This is a genomic window from Nonomuraea sp. MTCD27, assembly GCF_041950495.1.
Taxonomy (GTDB): Bacteria; Actinomycetota; Actinomycetes; order Streptosporangiales; family Streptosporangiaceae; genus Nonomuraea.
In genome coordinates, this window is the sequence record NZ_JBGNUW010000025.1 from 122,317 (window position 1) to 139,841 (window position 17,525).

The window sequence follows — 17,525 nt, forward strand, 5'->3', positions numbered from 1 at the left end:
CCTCACAGGTTCTTGAGGAACGTGGCCGCCACGGGGGCGGCGACCTTCCCGCCGCCGCCCCCGCCCTCGACGACCACGGCGAACGCGACATCGTCCTTGAAGCCCATGAACCAGGCGTGCGACTCGAGCTTCTCGCCGGTGCCGTACTCGGCCGTCCCGGTCTTGCCGTGGGTGCCCGCTGGCAGCCCCGCCGCCTTGGCGGTGCCCTTGGTCACCACGGCCGACATCATCGCGTGCAGCCCGCTCTTCACCCCACCGGGCAGCTCGCGCTCGGCGGCCTTCTGCTTGATCGAGGGCACCAGCGTCGGCGGCCGCCAGGTGCCGTCGGCGATGGCGGCGGCCACAGAGGCCATCGACAGCGGGCTGGCCGTGATCCGCGCCTGCCCGAACGCCTCCGCCGCCAGCTCGGCGTCCGACTCGGCCTTGGGGAAGCTGGCCTTCGTGGCCGGGACGCCGATGTTGAGCGGCTGGTTGAAGCCCACGTCCTCGGCCGTGTCGAGCAGCTTGTCGGCGCCCAGCTTCGCCTCGGCCAGCGGCGCGAACGTCGTGTTGCACGAGTGGGCGAACGAGTCGAGGAACGACAGCGACCCGAACTCCTCCTTGTCGGAGTTGCGGATCTTCAGCCCGCCGACGGTGGCGTACATGGGGCAGGTGACCTGGTCCTGCGGCGACATCCCGGCCGCCAGCAGCCCGATCGCGGTGACGGCCTTGAACGTCGAGCCGGGCGGGTAGCGGCCGTCCAGCGCCCGGTTGAACCCGCCCACGTTGTTCACCACGGCCAGGATCTCGCCCGTCGAGGATTTGACGGCCACCAGCGAGGTCGGCTTCTTCATCTCCTTGACCGCCGTCACGGCGGCCGCCTGCGCCCGCGGGTCGAGCGTGGTCCGCACGGGCTTGCCCTCGGTGCCCTCGATGGTCTCCAGCGTCTTGTCGCCGAGCTTGATCTCGGTCGCCGGAGTGCCCGCCAGGCGCTCCTGGAACGTCTCCTGCAGCCCGCCGCGCCCGACCGCCTGCCCGACCTTGTAGGAGGAGCCCAGCCGGGCCACGTCCTTCTTGGTCGCCTTGTCCAGGTAGCCGACGAGCTGCTGCACCGAGCCGCCGACGGTGCCGGTGTCGATGCGGTCGCCGTCGGCGTCGGTGATCTCGGCGCGGTCGGGCCAGCGGGTCTTGAGCGAGAACGTGGCCCCGGCGGTCATCGACGGGTGCAGCGCGGCGGGCTTCCAGTCCACCTTCCACATCCGGTCGGCCACCACCAGGTCGATCTGGCCCTGGTAGGACCACTCGCCGATGTTCTTCAGGTCGAGCGTGGCGGTGTAGGGGACGCGGGCCCGGCCGTCGCCCTCGGCGACCTGGCCGAGCTTGATCGAGGCGGACTCGACCGCGAGGGCGGTGCGCTGCTGGTCGTACGCGCCGAGCTGCTGCGACGTGGCCAGCTCGGCCGCCATGGCGCTCTTGTCACCGGCCTGCCACGCCGCGGCGAAGCGCTGCGCGGTCTCGGCCGGGGTGCCCCTGGTGTGGAGCACGTAGTAAGCGCCACCGGCCGCGGCCCCCACCGCGAGGACGGTGGCGCCGGACACGATCGCGATGGTACGGCCCCGCGCCACTGATCAGCCCCCTGCTCTTCGACGACAGGTCTCCGAGCCTAGCGGCGTCGAATCAGGACATACCATTCGAGGCCTTGAAGCTCGTGGCATACGTCGGAACGTATTCCTGGCCGGACAACTTCTGGATGGCCGCCATGATCTCGTCGGTCACCTGCCGCCGGTCGCGGGCCTTGGTGTGGTCGCCCTCGAACCGCATGGGCGCCCCGATGGCGATGCCGATGCTCGCGGGCCTGGGCACCTTCGCCCCGACGGGCAGCACCTTCTCGGTGCCGCTGAGCGCCACGGGCAGCACCGGCGCGCCGGTCTTGAGCGCCAGCCAGGCCACCCCGATCTTGCCGCGGTAGAGGCGGCCGTCGGGGGAGCGGGTGCCCTCGGGGTGGATGCCGAACAGCTCGCCCCGCTCCAGCAGCGCGGCGGCCTCGTCGAGCATGACCTGCGCGGAGTGGGCGCTCTCGCGGTCGATCGGCAGGCTCCCACCCAGGCGCATGAAGAAGCCGGAGACCGGGTTGCCCGAGAAATACTCGTTCTTGGCGGTGAACGTCACGTGCCTGGGCAGCAGCGCCGGCAGCAGGAACGAGTCGAGCACGGAGAGGTGGTTGGCGGCCAGGATCGCGGGGCCGGTCCTCGGCACGTGCGCCGCACCCGAGATCTGCGGCCGGCACATCGCGTGGGCGAGCGGCGCGGAGGCGAACTTGACCACTTCGTACAGCAACGAGCTCTCCTGATCATCGGGCGGGCGGCCACCCCACAATAAGGCAGGCGCCCCGCAGGTGTGGCGGGACGCCTGGGAAAAGCTGTTAGGCCGATGTGGCGGTCGCCTCCTCGGCGAGATGCACAACACGGCTCCAGCCGAACGGTATTCCGTGAAGGCGGTAATTTGCGGCCCGGGGGACACAGACCACATCGGCACCTTGAGTTAAGCACACGGTCCGGCCCTGGGGGTAATCCTGGGCCCCGTCCGGGGGCAATCGTGGCCTCCGTACGGGGAACGCGTGACCTGCCGGGCGGCGCTCAGGTCCTGGTCCAGTGCGGTTGCGCCACGTCGAAGACCCGCTGCTCCCGCCCCCGAAGCGCCACCTCCGCGAACTGCCAGAGGATCGCCCCCGTCGGAGCGTGGATCACGATGGACGGCCCCAGCGGCATCTGCAGCAGATCGCCCCGCCAGCGCGGCACCCCGGGCGCCAGGAACCGCTCCAGCGGCACCGCGTGCACCGAGGCCACCTCGCGCGGATCGGGCACCGGGTCCTGGTGACCTCCGAACGCCACCACCGGCGTGATCACGAACCCCGAGTCGGTGACGAAGTCGTCGAGCAGCCCGGCCACCTCGACCCCGGTGATGCCGGTCTCCTCGGCCAGCTCGCGCAGCGCCGCCTCCACCGGCTGCTCCCCGTCGTCGGCCCGCCCCCCGGGCAGCGCCCACTGCCCGGGGTTGCGGCCGCGGGCGGCCCGCCTGATCACGACGACGTACGGGCTCCGCTCGGCGTCCTCCAGCACGCACACGGTGACGGCGGCCCGGCGCACCCCTCCGGCCGGCGGGACCTGCCGGCGGTCGAAGGCGGCCAGACGGGCGGTGATCTGCGCGCGCAGCTCGTCGATGGGCGAAAGCACATGTCAAGGATCTCACGGAGGCGTGCGCGGGAGCCGTACCTCCACCCGCAACCCGCCCTCGGGCCGCGCCGAGGCCGTCACCCGGCCGCCGTGCGCCGCCACGATGGCCCGGACGATGGACAGGCCCAGGCCCGCCCCTTTGGAGGAGCGCACCCGGTCGCCCTGCATCCGGCTGAACGGCACGAACAGGTCCTCCACCTCGTACGGCGGCACCAGCGGCCCGGTGTTCTCCACGACGATCGAGGCGCCCCCGTGCTCCCTCCTCAGGGTGAGCCAGACCTCGCCGTCCCGCACGTTGTACTTGATCGCGTTCTCCAGCAGGTTGAACAGGCACCGCTCCAGGAACAGCGGATCCCCCTCCACCAGCACCGATCGCAGGTCCTGGTGCAGCGTGACGGGCCGCCGGCGCGAGCGCAGGTCGGTCTGCTCCAGCACGGTGCGCACGACCTGCTCCAGGTCCACCGTCTTGCGCGCGGCGAGCTCCTGCTCGGACTGCGCGAGCAGCAGCAGGCCCTCGATGAGCCGCTCGTAGCGGGCGTTGGTGCCCAGCAGCGCCCTGGCCAGCGCCTTCAGGTCCTCCGAGGCGGCCGGCTCCTCCAGCGACACCTCCAGCACCGTACGGTTGACGGCCAGCGGCGTACGCAGCTCGTGCGAGGCGTTGGCGATGAAGCGGCGCTGCGCGTCGAACACCCGGTTCAGCCGGTCCAGCATCGCGTCGAAGGTGTCGGCCAGCCGCCTGACCTCGTCGGGCGGGCCGCGCAGCCCGATCCGCTCGTGCATCGTGCTCTCCGACAGCCGCTGCGCCGTCTCGGTCACCCGGTCCAGCGGCCGCAGCGCCTGGTCGGCCACCACGTAGCCGAGCAGCAGCGCGATGATCCCGACCAGGATCATCACCAGCATCGACGAGCGCACCATCTCGCTGAGCACGCTGTCGGCCCGGTACTTGACCTCCGCCCGGAAGACCATGTCCCCCTGGAACACCTGCGGCGGGGGCTGGGAGGCGCCACCCGGCAGCTTGCTGGTGATCTTCACGGGACCGGCCGTGAACTGCTGGTTCATCGCCCGCGCGGTGATCAGATAGGTGAGCCAGAGCAGGATCGAGCCCGCCACGAAGAACAGCCCGCCGTACAGCAGCGTCAGCCGCAACCGCAGCCTCCGGCTGTTCCACCACAGCCGCGCGCCCTCCAGCCGGGAGGTCAAAGCCGGTACCCCCTGCCCGGCACGTTCTGGATGGGCTGGGGCAGGCCGAGCTTCTTGCGCAGCGACGTCATCGTGACCCGCAGCGCGCCCGTGCCGCCGTCGGCGTACTCGTCCCACACGCGCCTGCGCAGCTCGCCGGAGGTGACCAGCTCCCCTCCGGCGCTGAGCAGCACGCGTAACACGTCGAACTCCTTGCGGTTGAGCGAGAGGGCCCGCCCATCCCTGGTGACCGTGCGGCGGGCCGGGTCGAGGGCGATGCCGTCGCGTTCGAGCAGGGGGACCGCCGAGCGCGCCGACCGGCGGGCCAGCGTCCTGACCCGGGCCACCAGCTCGGCGAACGCGAACGGCTTGACCAGGTAGTCGTCCGCCCCCAGCGCCAGGCCGTCGATCTTGTCGCGGATCTGGCCCGCCGCGGTCAGCATGAGCACCCGGCCGCCCCCGCCGCCCTCGCGCAGCCGCCGGCACACGTCGTCGCCGTGCACCTCCGGCAGGTCCCGGTCGAGCACCACGACGTCGTAGTCGACGTACGCGGCCATCTCCAGGGCCTCCTGCCCGTCGTACGCGACGTCCACGGCGATCGCGTGCAGCCTGAGCCCGTGCGCGACCGCGTCCGCCAGCCGTTCCTCGTCCTCGACGACCAGCACCCGCATCCCCGCTCCCCTTCCCTCGGGCTCCGAGCGTGACGGATCACGTGTTAGCCGCGGGTAAGCCCGCTTCCAGGGCTTATCCGGGTTTAGCACCCCGTGGGCTGGAGTGAGGCCGCGCGCCGGGCGAAGGACCCGGGCGCGGAGGAGCGAAAGCCATGAACGTACGGCTGTTGCCGGCCGCCGGGGCACTGGCGTTGGCGCTGGCGGGCTGCGCGGGCACCGCGGCGCCGGACGACGGGGTGGTCAGCGCGGGCGGCGCGCCCGCCGCCGCCACGCCCTCGGCCACCCCGTCGGCCTCGCTGGACCCGCAGGAGGCGGCGCTGAAGTTCGCGCAGTGCATGCGCGAGCACGGGGTCGACATGCCCGACCCGCAGGGGGGCCGGATCCAGCTCAAGATCCCCGAGGGGATGGACCAGAAGAAGGTGGACAAGGCCCACGAGGAGTGCCGGCCCATCATGGAGTCCGTCGTACGCGACCAGGGCGCCCCCGACGCCCGCGACTACGACCAGATGGTGAAGTTCGCGCAGTGCATGCGCAAGCAGGGCATCGACATGCCCGACCCCAAGCCCGGCGAGGGGATGCGCATCCAGATGAAGGGCGGTTCCAAGGAGAAGATCGAGGCCGCGCGGAAGGCCTGCGAGCAGCACGCGCCCGGCTTCGCCAAGAAGGGGACGCCGTGAGGAAGGGCCTGCTGCTGAGCGGCGGCACCGTCCTGGCCGTCGCCGCCACGTGGACCGCGGTGGCCGTGCTCAACGACGGCGGCACCGGCGCCGCCACCCCGGCGAGACCGCCGGTCCCCGCCACCGCCGACGTCACCCGGCAGGACCTGGTGGAGACCAAGACCGTGGACGGCTCCCTCACGTACGCGGGGGAGCGGCAGGTCGCCTCGGGCGCCTCCGGCACCGTGACGTGGGTGCCGGAGGTGGGCGCGGTGATCCGCCGCGGCCGGCCGCTGCTGAAGGTGGACCGCGAGCCGCTGGTGCTGATGTACGGCAAGCTGCCGCTCTACCGGACCCTGGAGCAGGGGGTGTCCGACGGCCCGGACGTGGAGCAGCTGGAACGCAACCTCAAGGCGCTCGGCCACGGCGACTACCTGACCGTGGACGACCACTTCAGCCACGCCACCGAGCAGGCCGTCAAGGAGTGGCAGGAGGACAGGGGGCTGGAGGAGAGCGGGCGGGTGGACGCGGCCCAGGTCGTCTTCCAGCCCGCCGCCGTACGCGTCACCGACGCCAAGGCGGCCCTCGGCGCCAGGACCGCGCCCGGGCAGCAGGCGCTCACCGTCAGCGGCATCCGCCGCCTGGTGCACGTGGACCTGGACACCGGCGACCAGTCGCTGGCCCGCAAGGGCGCGAAGGTCACCGTGACGCTGCCCGGCGGGGAACGGGCCTCGGGCACGATCACCTCCGTGGGCACGGTGGCGGAGACCTCCGGCCAGGAGCAGGACACCAGCACCACCATCGACGTGGACATCACGCTGGCCAAGCCGCCGAAGACCCGGCTGGACCAGGCGCCGGTGGAGGTCGAGATGCAGAGCGAGCGGCACGAGGACGTGCTCGCGGTGCCGGTGGAGGCGCTGCTGGCGCTGCGCGAGGGCGGGTTCGGCGTCGAGGTCGTGGAGGGCGCGGCCAGCCGGATCGTGGCGGTGGAGACGGGGGCGTTCGGGGGCGGCCTGGTCGAGGTCGAGGGCCAGGGGCTGGCCGAGGGCATGAAGGTCGGGGTGCCCGTCCAATGAGCGATCCGGCGATCGTGGAGCTGCGGGCGGTCACCAAGACGTACGCGGGGGACGTGCACGCCCTTCGCGGCGTGGACCTGACCGTCGCGCGGGGCGAGCTGCTGGCCATCGTGGGGCCGTCCGGGTCGGGCAAGTCGACGATGCTGCACATGATCGGCACGCTGGACCGGCCGAGCACCGGCACCGTACGCGTGGCCGGGCACGACGTGGCCCGGCTGTCCGACCGGCGGCTCTCCGCGCTGCGCTCGCGCCACATGGGCTTCGTCTTCCAGCAGTTCCACCTGTCGCCCGGGGTCAGCGCGCTGGACAACGTGGCCGACGGCCTGCTCTACACCGGCCTCGGCCGCCGCGCCCGGCGCGAGCGGGCCGCCGCCGCGCTGGAACGGGTCGGGCTCGGCCACCGGCTGCGGCACCGGCCGTATGAGCTTTCCGGCGGCGAGCAGCAGCGGGTGGCGGTGGCCCGCGCGGTGGCCGGGGACCCGCCGCTGCTGCTGGCCGACGAGCCGACCGGCAACCTGGACTCGGCCGCGGGCGCCGACGTGCTGCGCGTGCTGGCGGACCTGCACCGGGCCGGCACCACGGTCGCCGTCATCACGCACGACGCCGAGATCGCCGGCTGGTGCCCCCGCCAGGTACGCCTGCGCGACGGCCTGATCGTCGACGGCCACCAGGACGAGCACCTCGGCCCCGTGGCGCTGCTGAGAGGAGACCACCGATGACGGCCCGCGCGGGCACCCCTGAACGGCGCGCCCCCGACAGCGCCGGCGGGGGTCAGGAGCGGCTCGTGCCCGGGCGGCTCGGCCCCGGTGACGTGCTGCGCGTCGGCGCCGCCGGGTTGCGCGCCCGCCCCACCCGGGTGATCCTCTCCGCGCTCGGCATCGCCATCGGCATCGCCACGATGATCGCGGTGATCGGGATCTCCTCGTCCTCCCGCGAGCAGCTCCTGCGCGAGCTCGACCGGCTCGGCACCAACCTGCTCACCGTCACGCCGGGGCAGACGATGTTCGGCGACGAGGCCAAGCTCCCGACCGGCGCGCTGGCCATGGTGCAGCGCATCCGCCCGGTCCGTACGGCCGCCGCCACCGGCGTCGTCGAGGCCACCGTACGCCGCAACAACCACATCCCCGACTCGATCACCGGCGGCATCTCCGTCCAGGCCGCCAGCACCGGCCTGCTGACCACGCTGGAGGGCGCGGTGGTCAAGGGCACCTGGCTGAACGAGGCCACCGCCCGGCAGCCCGCCGTCGTGCTCGGCTCGGCGGCGGCCCGGCGGCTCGGCCTGGCCAGGACCGGCGTGCAGGTGTGGATGGGCGGGCGCTGGTTCACCGTCGTCGGGATTCTCGGGCCGATGCCCCTCGCCCCGGAGATCGAGCGCTCGGCCCTGGTCGGCTTCCCGGCGGCGCAGGACCTGCTCGGCTTCGACGGCTTTCCGACGACCGTCTACGAGCGCTCCTCGGACGCGACGGTCGAGGAGGTGCGGCAGGCGCTGCCACGCACGGTCAACCCGGAGAACCCCGACGAGGTCACGGTGAGCCGGCCGTCGGACGCGCTGGCGGCCAAGGCCGCCGCCGCGGGCGCCTTCACCAACCTGCTGCTCGGGCTGGGCGCCGTGGCCCTGCTCGTGGGCGGCGTCGGGGTGGCCAACACCATGGTCATCTCGGTGCTGGAACGCCGCCGCGAGATCGGGCTGCGGCGCTCGCTGGGGGCCACCCGGGGGCAGGTTCGCCTGCAGTTCCTGTCGGAGTCGCTGCTGCTGTCGGCGCTGGGCGGGGTGGTGGGCGCCGTGCTGGGCGCGCTGGCCACGACCGCGTACGCCCTGTCGCGCGACTGGCCGCCCGTGGTGCCCCCGTGGGCGCTGGGCGGGGCGATCGCCGCGACGCTCGTCATCGGCACGGTCGCGGGCATCTACCCGGCCATGCGCGCCGCCCGCCTGTCGCCCACGGTGGCCCTGGCCACCGCCTGACCCCCGCTCATCCCGGGGTCAGCAGGATGCTGAGCACCGTGCCGAGGAGCATGCCCGCGCCCGCGGCGATGGCGGCCCACCGGCCGAGGGGCTCGCCGCGGGTGTGGCCGACGATGCCCAGCGCGACGCCCGCCAGGCCGAACAGGACCGGGACGAACAGCACGGCCACCGCGGCGCAGACGAACCCGATGATCGACAGGACCTGGTCGCTCACCCGGGGCCGCCGCGCCGGCGCCGGGCGGGGCGACCAGGCGGCCGTGCCGTCGGCGGCGTCGTGAGGCTGGTCGTCGCCCTGCGGCGGGTCCTGCGAAGAGGTCACGGGCGGGCTCCTCTCAAGACGGGAACCACATCACACACCCGAACGAGAGGCCCTGTCGAGCCATCCGTTCCCGGACATCGGCCCATTTCAGGAGGCTTCCGCCGGGCGGGAGAGCTGCGGCGGGAGCGGGCGGGCGTGCACGACGTCGAGGCGGGAGACGGCGCGGGTGAGGGCGACGTACAGGCGGTTGAGGCCGCGCCGCTCCGCCTCGGCGATGGCGGCGGGCTCGGCCACGACGACGTGGTCGTACTCCAGGCCCTTGCACAGCGAGGCGGGCAGCACGCCGATCCGGCCGGCCACGTCCAGGCCCTCGTCCCACAGCGCGGAGGTGAGCGCCTCCACGTCGGCGTCCGCGGCGATCACCCCGATCGAGCCCTCGAACGCCAGCGCCTCGCGCACCGCCGCCACCACGCCCTTCTCCAGCTCCGCCACCCGGGTCACCCGCAGCCGCCCGTCCGACCGGTACGAGCGCGTCGCCGGCACCTCGGTGCCGAGCGCCGCCAGCAGCGTGTTGGCCAGCTCCACCACGGCCGCCGGCACCCGGAAGCCGGTCGTCAGCGCGACGACCTCGCCGTCCGGCTTGCCGAGCAGCTCCAAGCGCTCGGGCCAGGACGTCGCGGCCCACGGCGTGGTGCCCTGCGCCAGATCGCCCAGCACCGTCAGCGAGCCGTGCTCGCTGCGCCTGGCCACGGCCCGGCACTCCATGGGGGACAGATCCTGGGCCTCGTCCACGATGACGTGCCCGTAGCCGCGCGGGCGCTCGATGAGGGCGGCGATCTCGTCGAGCAGCACCAGGTCGGCGGCCGACCACTTCGCGCTCTTGGCGCTGCGGGGCGGCCTGGCCCAGGTGAGGGCGGCACGCTCGGCATCGGTCAGCACGCCCTGCGCCGGGTCCCGCCCGCCCTCGCCGCGTGCCGGGTCGTGCAGGATCTCGTACAGGACCTCCTCAGGTTTGACGGCCGGCCAGACGGTGTCCAGCCACGCGGTGACGCCGCGGCCGATCTTGCGGAGCCAGGCCGCGTTAGCCGTGTGACCGCGGGCCTCGGCGTGGCGGCGGATCGCCTCGACCACGCGGGCCCGGACCCGCTCGCGGCCGGTGCCGTACGGGAGGGACGCGCGCCGGGTGTCGTCCACGATGCGGCGCAGCTCGTCCTCGTACACCCGCCACCGGTAGGACCCGTCCGGCACCTCGACCGGCTCGACCGGCTTGCGGATCCGCCCGTACAGGGCCTTGCGCAGCACCTCGGCCATGCGCACGTCGTGCTTGACGACGGCCGTGGCCTCGTCGTCCGCCCCCGTGACAGGGACCCGGCCCAGCAGCCGCTCCAGCGTCGTCTGCTCGACGTCCATCTCCCCGAGCGTGGGCAGCACGGCCGAGATGTAGCCGAGGAAGGCCCGGTTGGGGCCCAGCACCAGCACGCCGCCGCGTTCCAGGCGCCGGCGGTGGGCGTACAGCAGGTAGGCGGCCCGGTGCAGGCCGACGGCGGTCTTGCCGGTGCCGGGCGCGCCCTGGACGCAGATCGAGGCGTCCAGCTCGGCGCGTACGAGGTCGTCCTGCTCCGGCTGGATGGTGGCGACGATGTCGCGCATGGGGCCGACGCGGGGGCGTTCGATCTCGGCGGCCAGGATCTTGCTCCCGCCCTCCTCGCCCCGCGCGAGCCGCTCGTCCTCGAACCCGGTCAGCGTGGTGCCCTGCCAGCCGAACCGGCGCCGCACGTCGACGCCCTGGGGGTCGCGGGCGCCGGCCCGGTAGAAGGCCCGCGCGACGGGCGCGCGCCAGTCGATCACCACGGGCGGGCCCCCGTGCTCGCCGGTGATGTGCCGCCTGCCGATGTGGTACGCGCGCCCGTGGTGCTCGGCCGAACCCGGGCCGAAGTCGAGCCGGCCGAAGAACGGCGGCCCGTCCGGCTCCTCGCTCAGCTCCTTGGCCAGGCTCTTGAGGTGCCGGCCCAGCCGTTCGGCGCTGTAGCGGTCGCCGGCCACGGACTCACCGACGATCACGTTGTACCGCGCGCCCTCCAGCATCCTGCGCAGGCCGGCCCGGCAACGTTCGACGTATTCCCTCTCGTCCTCGAGCGTTCCCATCACACCTCCTGAAGCGTTAACTCGGTTAAGAGATTAACCAGGTTAACACTTTGATAGGGTGTGCTCATGACGGGTCTGCGGGAGCTGCAGCGGCAGCGCGTGCACGAGGCCATCTCGACGGCGGCCATCACGCTCTTCCTGGCGCGCGGCTTCGACGAGGTGCCGGTGACGGAGGTCGCGGCGGCGGCGGGGGTGTCGAAGCCGACGCTGTTCAAGTACTTCCCGACCAAGGAGGACCTCGTGCTGCACCGGATCGCCGACCACCTGGGGGAGCCGGCCCGGGTGGTGCGCGGCCGGGCCCCGGGGGAGCGGCCGCTGCGGGCGCTGCGCCGCCACTTCCTCGACGGGCTGGCGCGGCGCGATCCCGTCACGGGGCTCAACGACCATCCGGAGGTGCTGGCCTACCACCGGATGGTGTTCACCACCCCCAGCCTGCTGGCCCGGGTCCACCAGTACATGTCGCTGGACGAGGAGGCCCTGGCCGAGGCGCTCGCGGAGACCGCGGACGACCTGACGGCCCGGCTCGTGGCCGGGCAGGTGCTGGCCGCGCAGCGGGTGCTGGCCCGGCGCAACTGGCAGCTGCTGGCCGATGGGCGGCCGCTGGCCGAGGTGGAGGCGGAGGCGGTACGGGCGGCGGAGCGCGCGTTCGACCTGCTGCCCGACGCCTTCCCGGCGTGACGCCTCAGGGGAGCCAGGTCTCGTGGAGGTGCAGCCATTGCCGGCTCGGCGCGGTCCGGAGCGCGGCGGTGGCCCGGCGTCCGCGGCTCCCGGGGCCCGTGTGGTGCCATTCCTCGTAGGTCACGACCAGCAGGTCGCCCGAGGCGGCCACCACGTGCGCGGCCCTGATGGTGATCGTCAGGCCGGGCGCGTCACCGTACGCCGCCTCGACCGCGGCCAGCACCTCGTCCAGCCGCAGCACCGCCCCGTCGGGCCCGGCCAGGGTGAAGCCGGGCGCGTGGGCGTCGGCGAAGGCGGCGAACTCCGCGCGGTCGGCGGCGCCGGTCAGCCAGCGCTCGATCAGCCGGTGATGGCGCGCCACCTCCCGATACGCGGCATCCGCCATGGGGTGTCCGCTCGTGCCCGGCTCGCTCGTGCCCGGCTCGCTCGTGCCCGGCTCGCTCGTGCCCGGCTCGCTCATGCCGGGCTCGTTCATACCGGGCTCGCTCATGCCGGGCCCCAGTGCTGGGCGGCGGTCCAGTCGCGCAGAGGTGTCAGGCGGATGCCGAGCCGCTCCTCGACGTCGGGCGGCGCGTCGAAGAAGTCGCCGGCGTCGCGGATCCACCGGTACGTGGCGGCCACCTCCGCGGCCGTCCCCGGTCCGGCCACCAGCGCCAGGGCGGCGGCGAACTCGGCCACGTCCTGCTCCTCGTACCGGAGGCCCGGCCGCACCATGGCCGCCAGCTCCGGGCCCGTCACCGCGTCCGGGCCGCCCAGGTCCAGCGTGGCGCCCTCCAGCCCGTCCCGGACGAGCGCCGCCGCCGTCGCGGCGCCCAGATCGGCGTGCGGCAGCCAGGGCACCGCCACGCCCGCCGGCAGCGGGTAGCGCAGCACCCCGGGCCCGGCCACCCAGGGGGCCAGCAGGTTGTCGGCGTAGAGCGGCGGGCGCAGCACCACCGCGGGCACGCCGCTGTCGAGCAGGGCCGCCGCCGCCCGCCGGCGCGTCTCGAACGCCGCCACCCCCGTCGCCACCGCGGGCAGCCGGTTCCCCGTGTTGAACGCCAGCCGCCGCACCCCCGCCGCCCGCGCCCCGTCGACCACGTGGCGGACGTACGCCGAGACCGTGGGCGCGTCGTAGACCATGGGCAGCACCACCGAGGCGTGCGTCACCCCGTCGAACGCCTCCTTGACCCGCTCCGCGTCCCCCAGGTCGCCCAGGAAGGGCCGCACCCCGTCGGGGACCTTCCCGCTGCGGGAGAAGCCGCGGACCTCGTGCCCCTGCGCGGCCAGCTGGCGGGCGACGGCACCGCCCTGGGCGCCCGAGGCGCCGATCACCAGGAATCTCATGGGAGCCAGTCTGCTGAGAGCCTGACAATACTCTCTATAAAGAGAAATCCCCGGCCATTTAAGGATCGTCCATGGACGGTGACCTGCTGAGCGAGTTGCTGGCCCCGTTGCGGCTGCGCGGTGTGTTCCACAGCCGCTGGACGGCCCGGGCGCCGTGGGGTGTGGCGGGGGAGCGGGAGAGCTGCGCCCTGCTGCACTACGTGCGGGAGGGGTGTTGCGTGGTCGAGCTGCCGGGTACGGATCCGGTGCGGCTGGGGGCGGGGGAGCTCGCCGTGTTCCCGCACGGGGCGGCCCATCGGCTGGCCGACGCGCCGGGGCGGGCGGTGGTGCCGCTGGAGAGCGTGCTGCCGGGGCGGGAGCCGGGCTCGGCGCGTACGGTGTCGATCGACGGGCCGGGGCCGCTGACCACCATGCTCTGCGGCGGGCTGCACTACTCCGCAGCCGCCGCGGCGCCCCTGTACCGGGCGCTGCCGCAGGTGCTCGTGCTCGACCGTACGGCGGTGGCGAGCGAACCCCTGCTCGGCGACCTGCTCGGACGGCTGGCCGGCGGCGACGCCGGTGCGGCCGGAGAGCGGGGCGCCGGTGCGGCGGGAGAGTGGGGTGCCGGTGGGCCCGGGGTGGAGATCGTGGCGTTGCGGGCGTTCGAGCTGGCCTTCGTGCTGGCCCTGCGCGCGGCCCTGGCGAACCTGGCCCGCGACGAGCCGGTCCTGCGTGCCCTGCGGCATCCGGCCGTCGGGGCGGCGCTGCTGGCCGTACAGACCAGGTTCGCCGAGCCCTGGACGGTGGAGAGGCTGGCGGCCGAGGCGGGGATGTCGCGGTCGGCGTTCGCGGCGGCCTTCCGCGAGCTCGTCGGCGAGGCGCCGATGCGGCACCTGACCGCGCGCCGGATGCAGGAGGCCGCCCGGCTCCTGGCCGAGACCTCGCTCCCGCACAGCGCCATCGCGCTGCGCGTCGGTTTCCACTCGACCGTCGGGTTTCACCTCGCATTCAAACAATGGCACGGTTTCACGCCTGGCGAATATCGCCGAGGCGCCGAAGTTTAAGCAGGTGGGAGGGGGTGTACTTGATATCCTGACACCTCTTCACCAATTGCAAATTTATGCAATTGGGGACAATGCGGGGTTGGCTTTACGTAGAGGGAGTGATGGTGACAGGACCTTTCACGGCCGCATGCAATCACAGAAACGAACCGAACGGTGACACAACGTGAACACCGTGATCGATGCGGTCTGGAGCCGCGTACGCTCAGTACTGCCCGAACGCGCCGCCTGGGCGGCGATGCGCCACCGCCCCCGCAACGACCTGCTGGCCGGGCTGACGGTGGCGATCGTCGCGTTGCCGCTGGCGCTGGGGTTCGGCATCTCCTCCGGCCTCGGGGCCGCCGCCGGCCTGGCCACGGCCGTGGTCGCCGGATCGCTCGCCGCGCTGTTCGGTGGCTCGGCGCTGCAGGTGTCGGGCACCAGCGGCGCGATGACCGTCGTGCTCATGCCCATCATGAGCACCCACGGCGCCGCCGGCGTGCTGATGGTCGGCCTGCTGGCCGGGCTGCTGCTCATGGGGCTCGCCCTGGCCCGCGCCGGCCGCTACATGGCGCTCGTCCCCGCGCCCGTGGTCGCCGGATTCACGGTCGGCATCGCGTTCGTGATCGGCCTGCAGCAGATACCCCATGCCCTCGGCGTGCCGCCCCACGACAGCGACAAGGTCGCCGTGGTGGCCTGGCACGCCGTCATGGACTTCCTCGCCAGACCCCACTGGTGGGCCATGTCCGTCACCCTCATCGTGGCCGCCGCGCTGCTGGTGGGCGCCAGTCTCCGGCCGACCGTGCCGTTCTCGCTGGTCGCCGTGGTCGTCGTCACCCTCGTCGCCGAGCTGGCCGAGCTGCCGCTGGCCAGGATCGGCCACCTGCCCGCCGGGCTGCCGGCGCCGTCGCTGGACTTCCTGGATCCGCGCATGTTGCCGGCCCTGGTCGCCCCGGCCATCGCGGTGGCCGCGCTGGCGGCGCTGGAGTCGCTGCTGTCGGCCGCCGTGGCGGACAACATGGCCGACACCACGCAAGGGGGTAGGCGGGCCGTCCGCCACCGGCATGATCCCGACCGGGAGCTGTTCGGCCAGGGCATCGCCAACCTCGTCACGCCGCTGTTCGGCGGCATGCCCGGCACCGGCGCCATCGTACGCACCGCCGTCAACGTCCGCTCCGGCGCCGGCTCCCGGCTGGCGGCGCTGTCCCACGCGGTCATCCTGGGCGGGATCGTCTACCTCCTGGCCGGGCTCGTCGCCAAGATCCCGCTCGCCGCGCTGGCCGGGGTGCTGCTGGCCACGTCGGTGCGCATGGTGGAGAAGGACGCGGTGCGGGCCATGTTCCGCTCCACCAGGAGTGATGGCGCGGTGCTCGTGCTCACCGCCGTGGGCACGCTGACGCTCGACACCGTGCTGGCCGTCATCCTCGGGCTGGTGGTGGCGGGGGCGCTGGCGCTGCGGGCGATCGCGCGGAACGTACGCTTCGACCAGGAGCCGCTCCGCCACGACCTGCAGCCGCAGCACACGGTGGAGGAGCACGCGCTGCTCGCCGAGCACATCGTCACCTACCGGCTGGACGGGCCGCTGTTCTTCGCCGCCGCCCATCGGTTCCTGCTGGAGATGTCGGAGGTGACCGACGTGTCGGTGGTGGTGCTGCGGATGAGCCGGGTCACCACCATCGACGCCAGCGGGGCGCTGGTGCTGGGCGACGCCATCGAACGGCTCGAGAGGCGGGGGATCATGGTGTACGTCTCGGGCATCCCCGACGGGCACCACCAGCCGCTGGAGGCCCTCGGGGTGATCGCCCGGCTGGACGGGGAGGGGCGCGTGTTCGCCACGACGGACGGGGCCATCGCCGCGGCCCGCGAACGCCTCCACAGCACCGGTATCGTGCCCCGCCTGGCCGGCTGACCCCTCTCGCCCACCGCCCGGGCACGGCACGTTCCCTGCCCGGGGCCTTTCCCAGCCCGTCGCCTGTGGGCTCCGTGGCACGGGGGGTCGCGCGGTTCCCCGGCACCGCGTTTCCTCGACGGCGCGGTCCCGGTCCCGCGCTCCCCGCTCCCCGCTCGCCGGGGAGCCGCGGCTGCGTGGTCGTGCGGCGGCCCGGCCCTCGCGTCGGCGCCGCCTCGCCGCCTCAGCCTCTGCGCGGCCGCAGGTCGTCCTTCGTCGGTGCGCCGCCCGGGAAGCCGTCCGCGACGGGGGCGCAGGCGCGAGCGGGCCGCGCCCGGGCCGGGGGTGGCGGGCCGGGGGTAGCGGGCCGGGCGCGCTTGGCGGCAAGGGCGGGATGCCGGCCACGCGGCAGGGGAGCCCCAGGTGGGCGCGGGGGCGTTACGGTTCGGTGGGGCCGGGTCAGGCGAGGGGGCGGGCGGTGGGGAGGCGGAGGCGGTCGACGGCCTCGCGACGGGTGCGCTCCGGCCGGCGGTCGTACCGGGCCGTGGTGGCCGGGGACGAGTGCCCCACCAGGGCCTGCGCCGTCGCCAGGTCCACGCCCGCGTCGAGGAGCTCGCCGATGAACGTACGCCGGAAGTCGTGCGCCGTACGCCGGGACGCGCCCGCCTCGCCGAGCCGCCGCGCCAGGATGTCGGCGATGCCCTGCCCCGTCAGCCCCACCGGCCGCCCGTCGCGCACCCGCAGCCGCCCCGCCTTGCTGATCGGGCTGAACAATGCCCCCGGAGCGGTCCCGCGTACCGCCAGCCAGCGCTCCACGAGCCCGATCGCGTCGGTGGTGAGGTAGACCATGCGCTCCTTGTCCCGCTTGCCGCGCACACGCAGCGAGCGCGCCCCCGGGTCGTAGTCGGCCAGCGCCAGCCCACCGAGCTCGGCGCGGCGGCAGCCGGTCGAGTAGAGGACGGCGATCAGCGCCGCGTCGCGCACCCCGGCGGGCGAGTCGTCGCACGCCGCCAGGGCCGCCCCGACCACCTCGGGTGGGACGTGGTGCCCGGTGGGCAGGCGGCTCTGGCGTACCGGGGCCAGGTCGGAGGCGCGGGCGAGGTCCTCCGCGCTCGTCTGGCCCAGCCGCCACGCCTCCTTGAGCACCCGGCGCAGCGCCACCAGGTGCTTGTTGACGTACGCGGCCGACCAGCCCTGGTCGGTGAGCATCGTGCGGATGCGTACGGTGTGCTCGTAACGCAGCAGGTGCCACGGCTGGCCCGCGCCCGTCGCGCTCTCGTCGCCGGTGAGCAGGCGGGCCAGCCGGTCGAGGCAGCCGCGCATGGTGCGGCGCGACTCGGGGCTGGTGAGGGAGTCGAGATAGACGTGGTACGGGTCGCGCGCCGGCTCGACCGGCAGCGCCCCCGGCTCGGTCATCGCAGGCAGGCTCACCTGGACGATCTTAGAACGGTCC

17 protein-coding genes are annotated in these 17,525 nt (G+C 73.8%); 7 read left to right on the forward strand and 10 right to left on the reverse strand.

All coding sequences use genetic code 11. The annotated features are described in order from the left end of the window. Positions 1 to 2: 2 nt before the first annotated feature. From ACBJ59_RS50660 to ACBJ59_RS50680, 5 genes are all read right to left on the reverse strand, one after another. A complete protein-coding gene (locus ACBJ59_RS50660; RefSeq protein WP_375117168.1) occupies positions 3 to 1,577 on the reverse strand; it encodes a penicillin-binding transpeptidase domain-containing protein in 1,575 nt (524 codons plus the stop codon). Positions 1,578 to 1,656: 79 nt separating this feature from the next. After that, on the reverse strand, positions 1,657 to 2,316 hold the full coding sequence (locus ACBJ59_RS50665) for a lysophospholipid acyltransferase family protein (protein WP_364128695.1): 660 nt from the start codon (positions 2,314 to 2,316) through the stop codon (positions 1,657 to 1,659). Between the two features lie 299 nt (positions 2,317 to 2,615). Beyond that, positions 2,616 to 3,212: an NUDIX hydrolase gene (locus ACBJ59_RS50670; protein WP_375117169.1), complete on the reverse strand. Its 597-nt coding sequence runs from the start codon at positions 3,210 to 3,212 to the stop codon at positions 2,616 to 2,618. Between the two features lie 12 nt (positions 3,213 to 3,224). Next, positions 3,225 to 4,412, reverse strand: coding sequence for a sensor histidine kinase (locus ACBJ59_RS50675; RefSeq protein ID WP_375117170.1), 1,188 nt, complete (start codon positions 4,410 to 4,412; stop codon positions 3,225 to 3,227). After that, positions 4,409 to 5,062 carry a response regulator transcription factor gene (locus tag ACBJ59_RS50680; protein WP_375117171.1) on the reverse strand — a complete coding sequence of 218 codons (654 nt, stop codon included), beginning with the start codon at positions 5,060 to 5,062 and terminating at the stop codon, positions 4,409 to 4,411. Before ACBJ59_RS50680 ends, ACBJ59_RS50675 begins: the two co-directional genes overlap by 4 nt. A 152-nt stretch (positions 5,063 to 5,214) precedes the next feature. Here ACBJ59_RS50680 and ACBJ59_RS50685 point away from each other — a divergent pair, with 152 nt between their 5' ends. The 4 genes from ACBJ59_RS50685 to ACBJ59_RS50700 are packed head-to-tail and all read left to right on the forward strand — an operon-like array spanning position 5,215 to position 8,757. Further along, positions 5,215 to 5,739 carry a hypothetical protein gene (locus ACBJ59_RS50685; protein ID WP_375117172.1) on the forward strand — a complete coding sequence of 175 codons (525 nt, stop codon included), beginning with the start codon at positions 5,215 to 5,217 and terminating at the stop codon, positions 5,737 to 5,739. Beyond that, on the forward strand, positions 5,736 to 6,794 hold the full coding sequence (locus ACBJ59_RS50690; protein WP_375117173.1) for an efflux RND transporter periplasmic adaptor subunit: 1,059 nt from the start codon (positions 5,736 to 5,738) through the stop codon (positions 6,792 to 6,794). Before ACBJ59_RS50685 ends, ACBJ59_RS50690 begins: the two co-directional genes overlap by 4 nt. Beyond that, positions 6,791 to 7,513, forward strand: a complete 723-nt coding sequence (locus ACBJ59_RS50695) for an ABC transporter ATP-binding protein (protein ID WP_375117174.1) — start codon at positions 6,791 to 6,793, stop codon at positions 7,511 to 7,513. Before ACBJ59_RS50690 ends, ACBJ59_RS50695 begins: the two co-directional genes overlap by 4 nt. Continuing rightward, on the forward strand, positions 7,510 to 8,757 hold the full coding sequence (locus tag ACBJ59_RS50700; RefSeq protein WP_375117175.1) for an ABC transporter permease: 1,248 nt from the start codon (positions 7,510 to 7,512) through the stop codon (positions 8,755 to 8,757). The genes ACBJ59_RS50695 and ACBJ59_RS50700 overlap by 4 nt, the downstream gene beginning before the upstream one ends. A gap of 7 nt (positions 8,758 to 8,764) precedes the next feature. On the opposite strand, the gene ACBJ59_RS50705 is transcribed toward ACBJ59_RS50700, so the two are convergent. Then, positions 8,765 to 9,076 (reverse strand): hypothetical protein, encoded by a 312-nt coding sequence (locus ACBJ59_RS50705; RefSeq protein ID WP_375117176.1) that lies wholly within the window; start codon positions 9,074 to 9,076, stop codon positions 8,765 to 8,767. Between the two features lie 87 nt (positions 9,077 to 9,163). Then, positions 9,164 to 11,161: a HelD family protein gene (locus tag ACBJ59_RS50710; protein WP_375117177.1), complete on the reverse strand. Its 1,998-nt coding sequence runs from the start codon at positions 11,159 to 11,161 to the stop codon at positions 9,164 to 9,166. 66 nt (positions 11,162 to 11,227) lie between these two features. Here ACBJ59_RS50710 and ACBJ59_RS50715 point away from each other — a divergent pair, with 66 nt between their 5' ends. Next, positions 11,228 to 11,839, forward strand: coding sequence for a TetR family transcriptional regulator (locus ACBJ59_RS50715; RefSeq protein WP_375117178.1), 612 nt, complete (start codon positions 11,228 to 11,230; stop codon positions 11,837 to 11,839). A gap of 4 nt (positions 11,840 to 11,843) precedes the next feature. Here ACBJ59_RS50715 and ACBJ59_RS50720 read toward each other — a convergent pair whose 3' ends face one another. Further along, positions 11,844 to 12,329 carry a DUF4440 domain-containing protein gene (locus ACBJ59_RS50720; protein ID WP_375117179.1) on the reverse strand — a complete coding sequence of 162 codons (486 nt, stop codon included), beginning with the start codon at positions 12,327 to 12,329 and terminating at the stop codon, positions 11,844 to 11,846. Next, positions 12,326 to 13,165, reverse strand: a complete 840-nt coding sequence (locus ACBJ59_RS50725) for an SDR family oxidoreductase (protein WP_375117180.1) — start codon at positions 13,163 to 13,165, stop codon at positions 12,326 to 12,328. Before ACBJ59_RS50725 ends, ACBJ59_RS50720 begins: the two co-directional genes overlap by 4 nt. Positions 13,166 to 13,236: 71 nt before the next feature. Here ACBJ59_RS50725 and ACBJ59_RS50730 point away from each other — a divergent pair, with 71 nt between their 5' ends. Together ACBJ59_RS50730 and ACBJ59_RS50735 are read left to right on the forward strand one after the other, a co-directional pair. Further along, positions 13,237 to 14,208, forward strand: a complete 972-nt coding sequence (locus tag ACBJ59_RS50730; RefSeq protein WP_375117181.1) for an AraC family transcriptional regulator — start codon at positions 13,237 to 13,239, stop codon at positions 14,206 to 14,208. A 235-nt stretch (positions 14,209 to 14,443) separates the two neighbouring features. Beyond that, on the forward strand, positions 14,444 to 16,093 hold the full coding sequence (locus tag ACBJ59_RS50735; RefSeq protein ID WP_375117226.1) for a SulP family inorganic anion transporter: 1,650 nt from the start codon (positions 14,444 to 14,446) through the stop codon (positions 16,091 to 16,093). Between the two features lie 438 nt (positions 16,094 to 16,531). Here the strand turns inward: ACBJ59_RS50735 and ACBJ59_RS50740 are convergent, their stop codons facing one another. Further along, positions 16,532 to 17,503: a tyrosine-type recombinase/integrase gene (locus ACBJ59_RS50740; protein ID WP_375117182.1), complete on the reverse strand. Its 972-nt coding sequence runs from the start codon at positions 17,501 to 17,503 to the stop codon at positions 16,532 to 16,534. Between the last annotated feature and the right edge of the window lie 22 nt (positions 17,504 to 17,525).

Bases quoted from the DNA above. Each gene is read 5' to 3' on its own strand.
- ACBJ59_RS50720 (WP_375117179.1), bottom strand. From the start codon at position 12,329: ATGAGCGAGCCCGGTATGAACGAGCCCGGCATGAGCGAGCCGGGCACG.
- ACBJ59_RS50735 (WP_375117226.1), top strand. From the start codon at position 14,444: ATGCGCCACCGCCCCCGCAACGACCTGCTGGCCGGGCTGACGGTGGCG.
- ACBJ59_RS50730 (WP_375117181.1), top strand. From the start codon at position 13,237: ATGGACGGTGACCTGCTGAGCGAGTTGCTGGCCCCGTTGCGGCTGCGC.
- ACBJ59_RS50695 (WP_375117174.1), top strand. From the start codon at position 6,791: ATGAGCGATCCGGCGATCGTGGAGCTGCGGGCGGTCACCAAGACGTAC.
- ACBJ59_RS50710 (WP_375117177.1), bottom strand. From the start codon at position 11,161: ATGGGAACGCTCGAGGACGAGAGGGAATACGTCGAACGTTGCCGGGCC.
- ACBJ59_RS50685 (WP_375117172.1), top strand. From the start codon at position 5,215: ATGAACGTACGGCTGTTGCCGGCCGCCGGGGCACTGGCGTTGGCGCTG.
- ACBJ59_RS50680 (WP_375117171.1), bottom strand. From the start codon at position 5,062: ATGCGGGTGCTGGTCGTCGAGGACGAGGAACGGCTGGCGGACGCGGTC.
- ACBJ59_RS50725 (WP_375117180.1), bottom strand. From the start codon at position 13,165: ATGAGATTCCTGGTGATCGGCGCCTCGGGCGCCCAGGGCGGTGCCGTC.
- ACBJ59_RS50700 (WP_375117175.1), top strand. From the start codon at position 7,510: ATGACGGCCCGCGCGGGCACCCCTGAACGGCGCGCCCCCGACAGCGCC.
- ACBJ59_RS50715 (WP_375117178.1), top strand. From the start codon at position 11,228: ATGACGGGTCTGCGGGAGCTGCAGCGGCAGCGCGTGCACGAGGCCATC.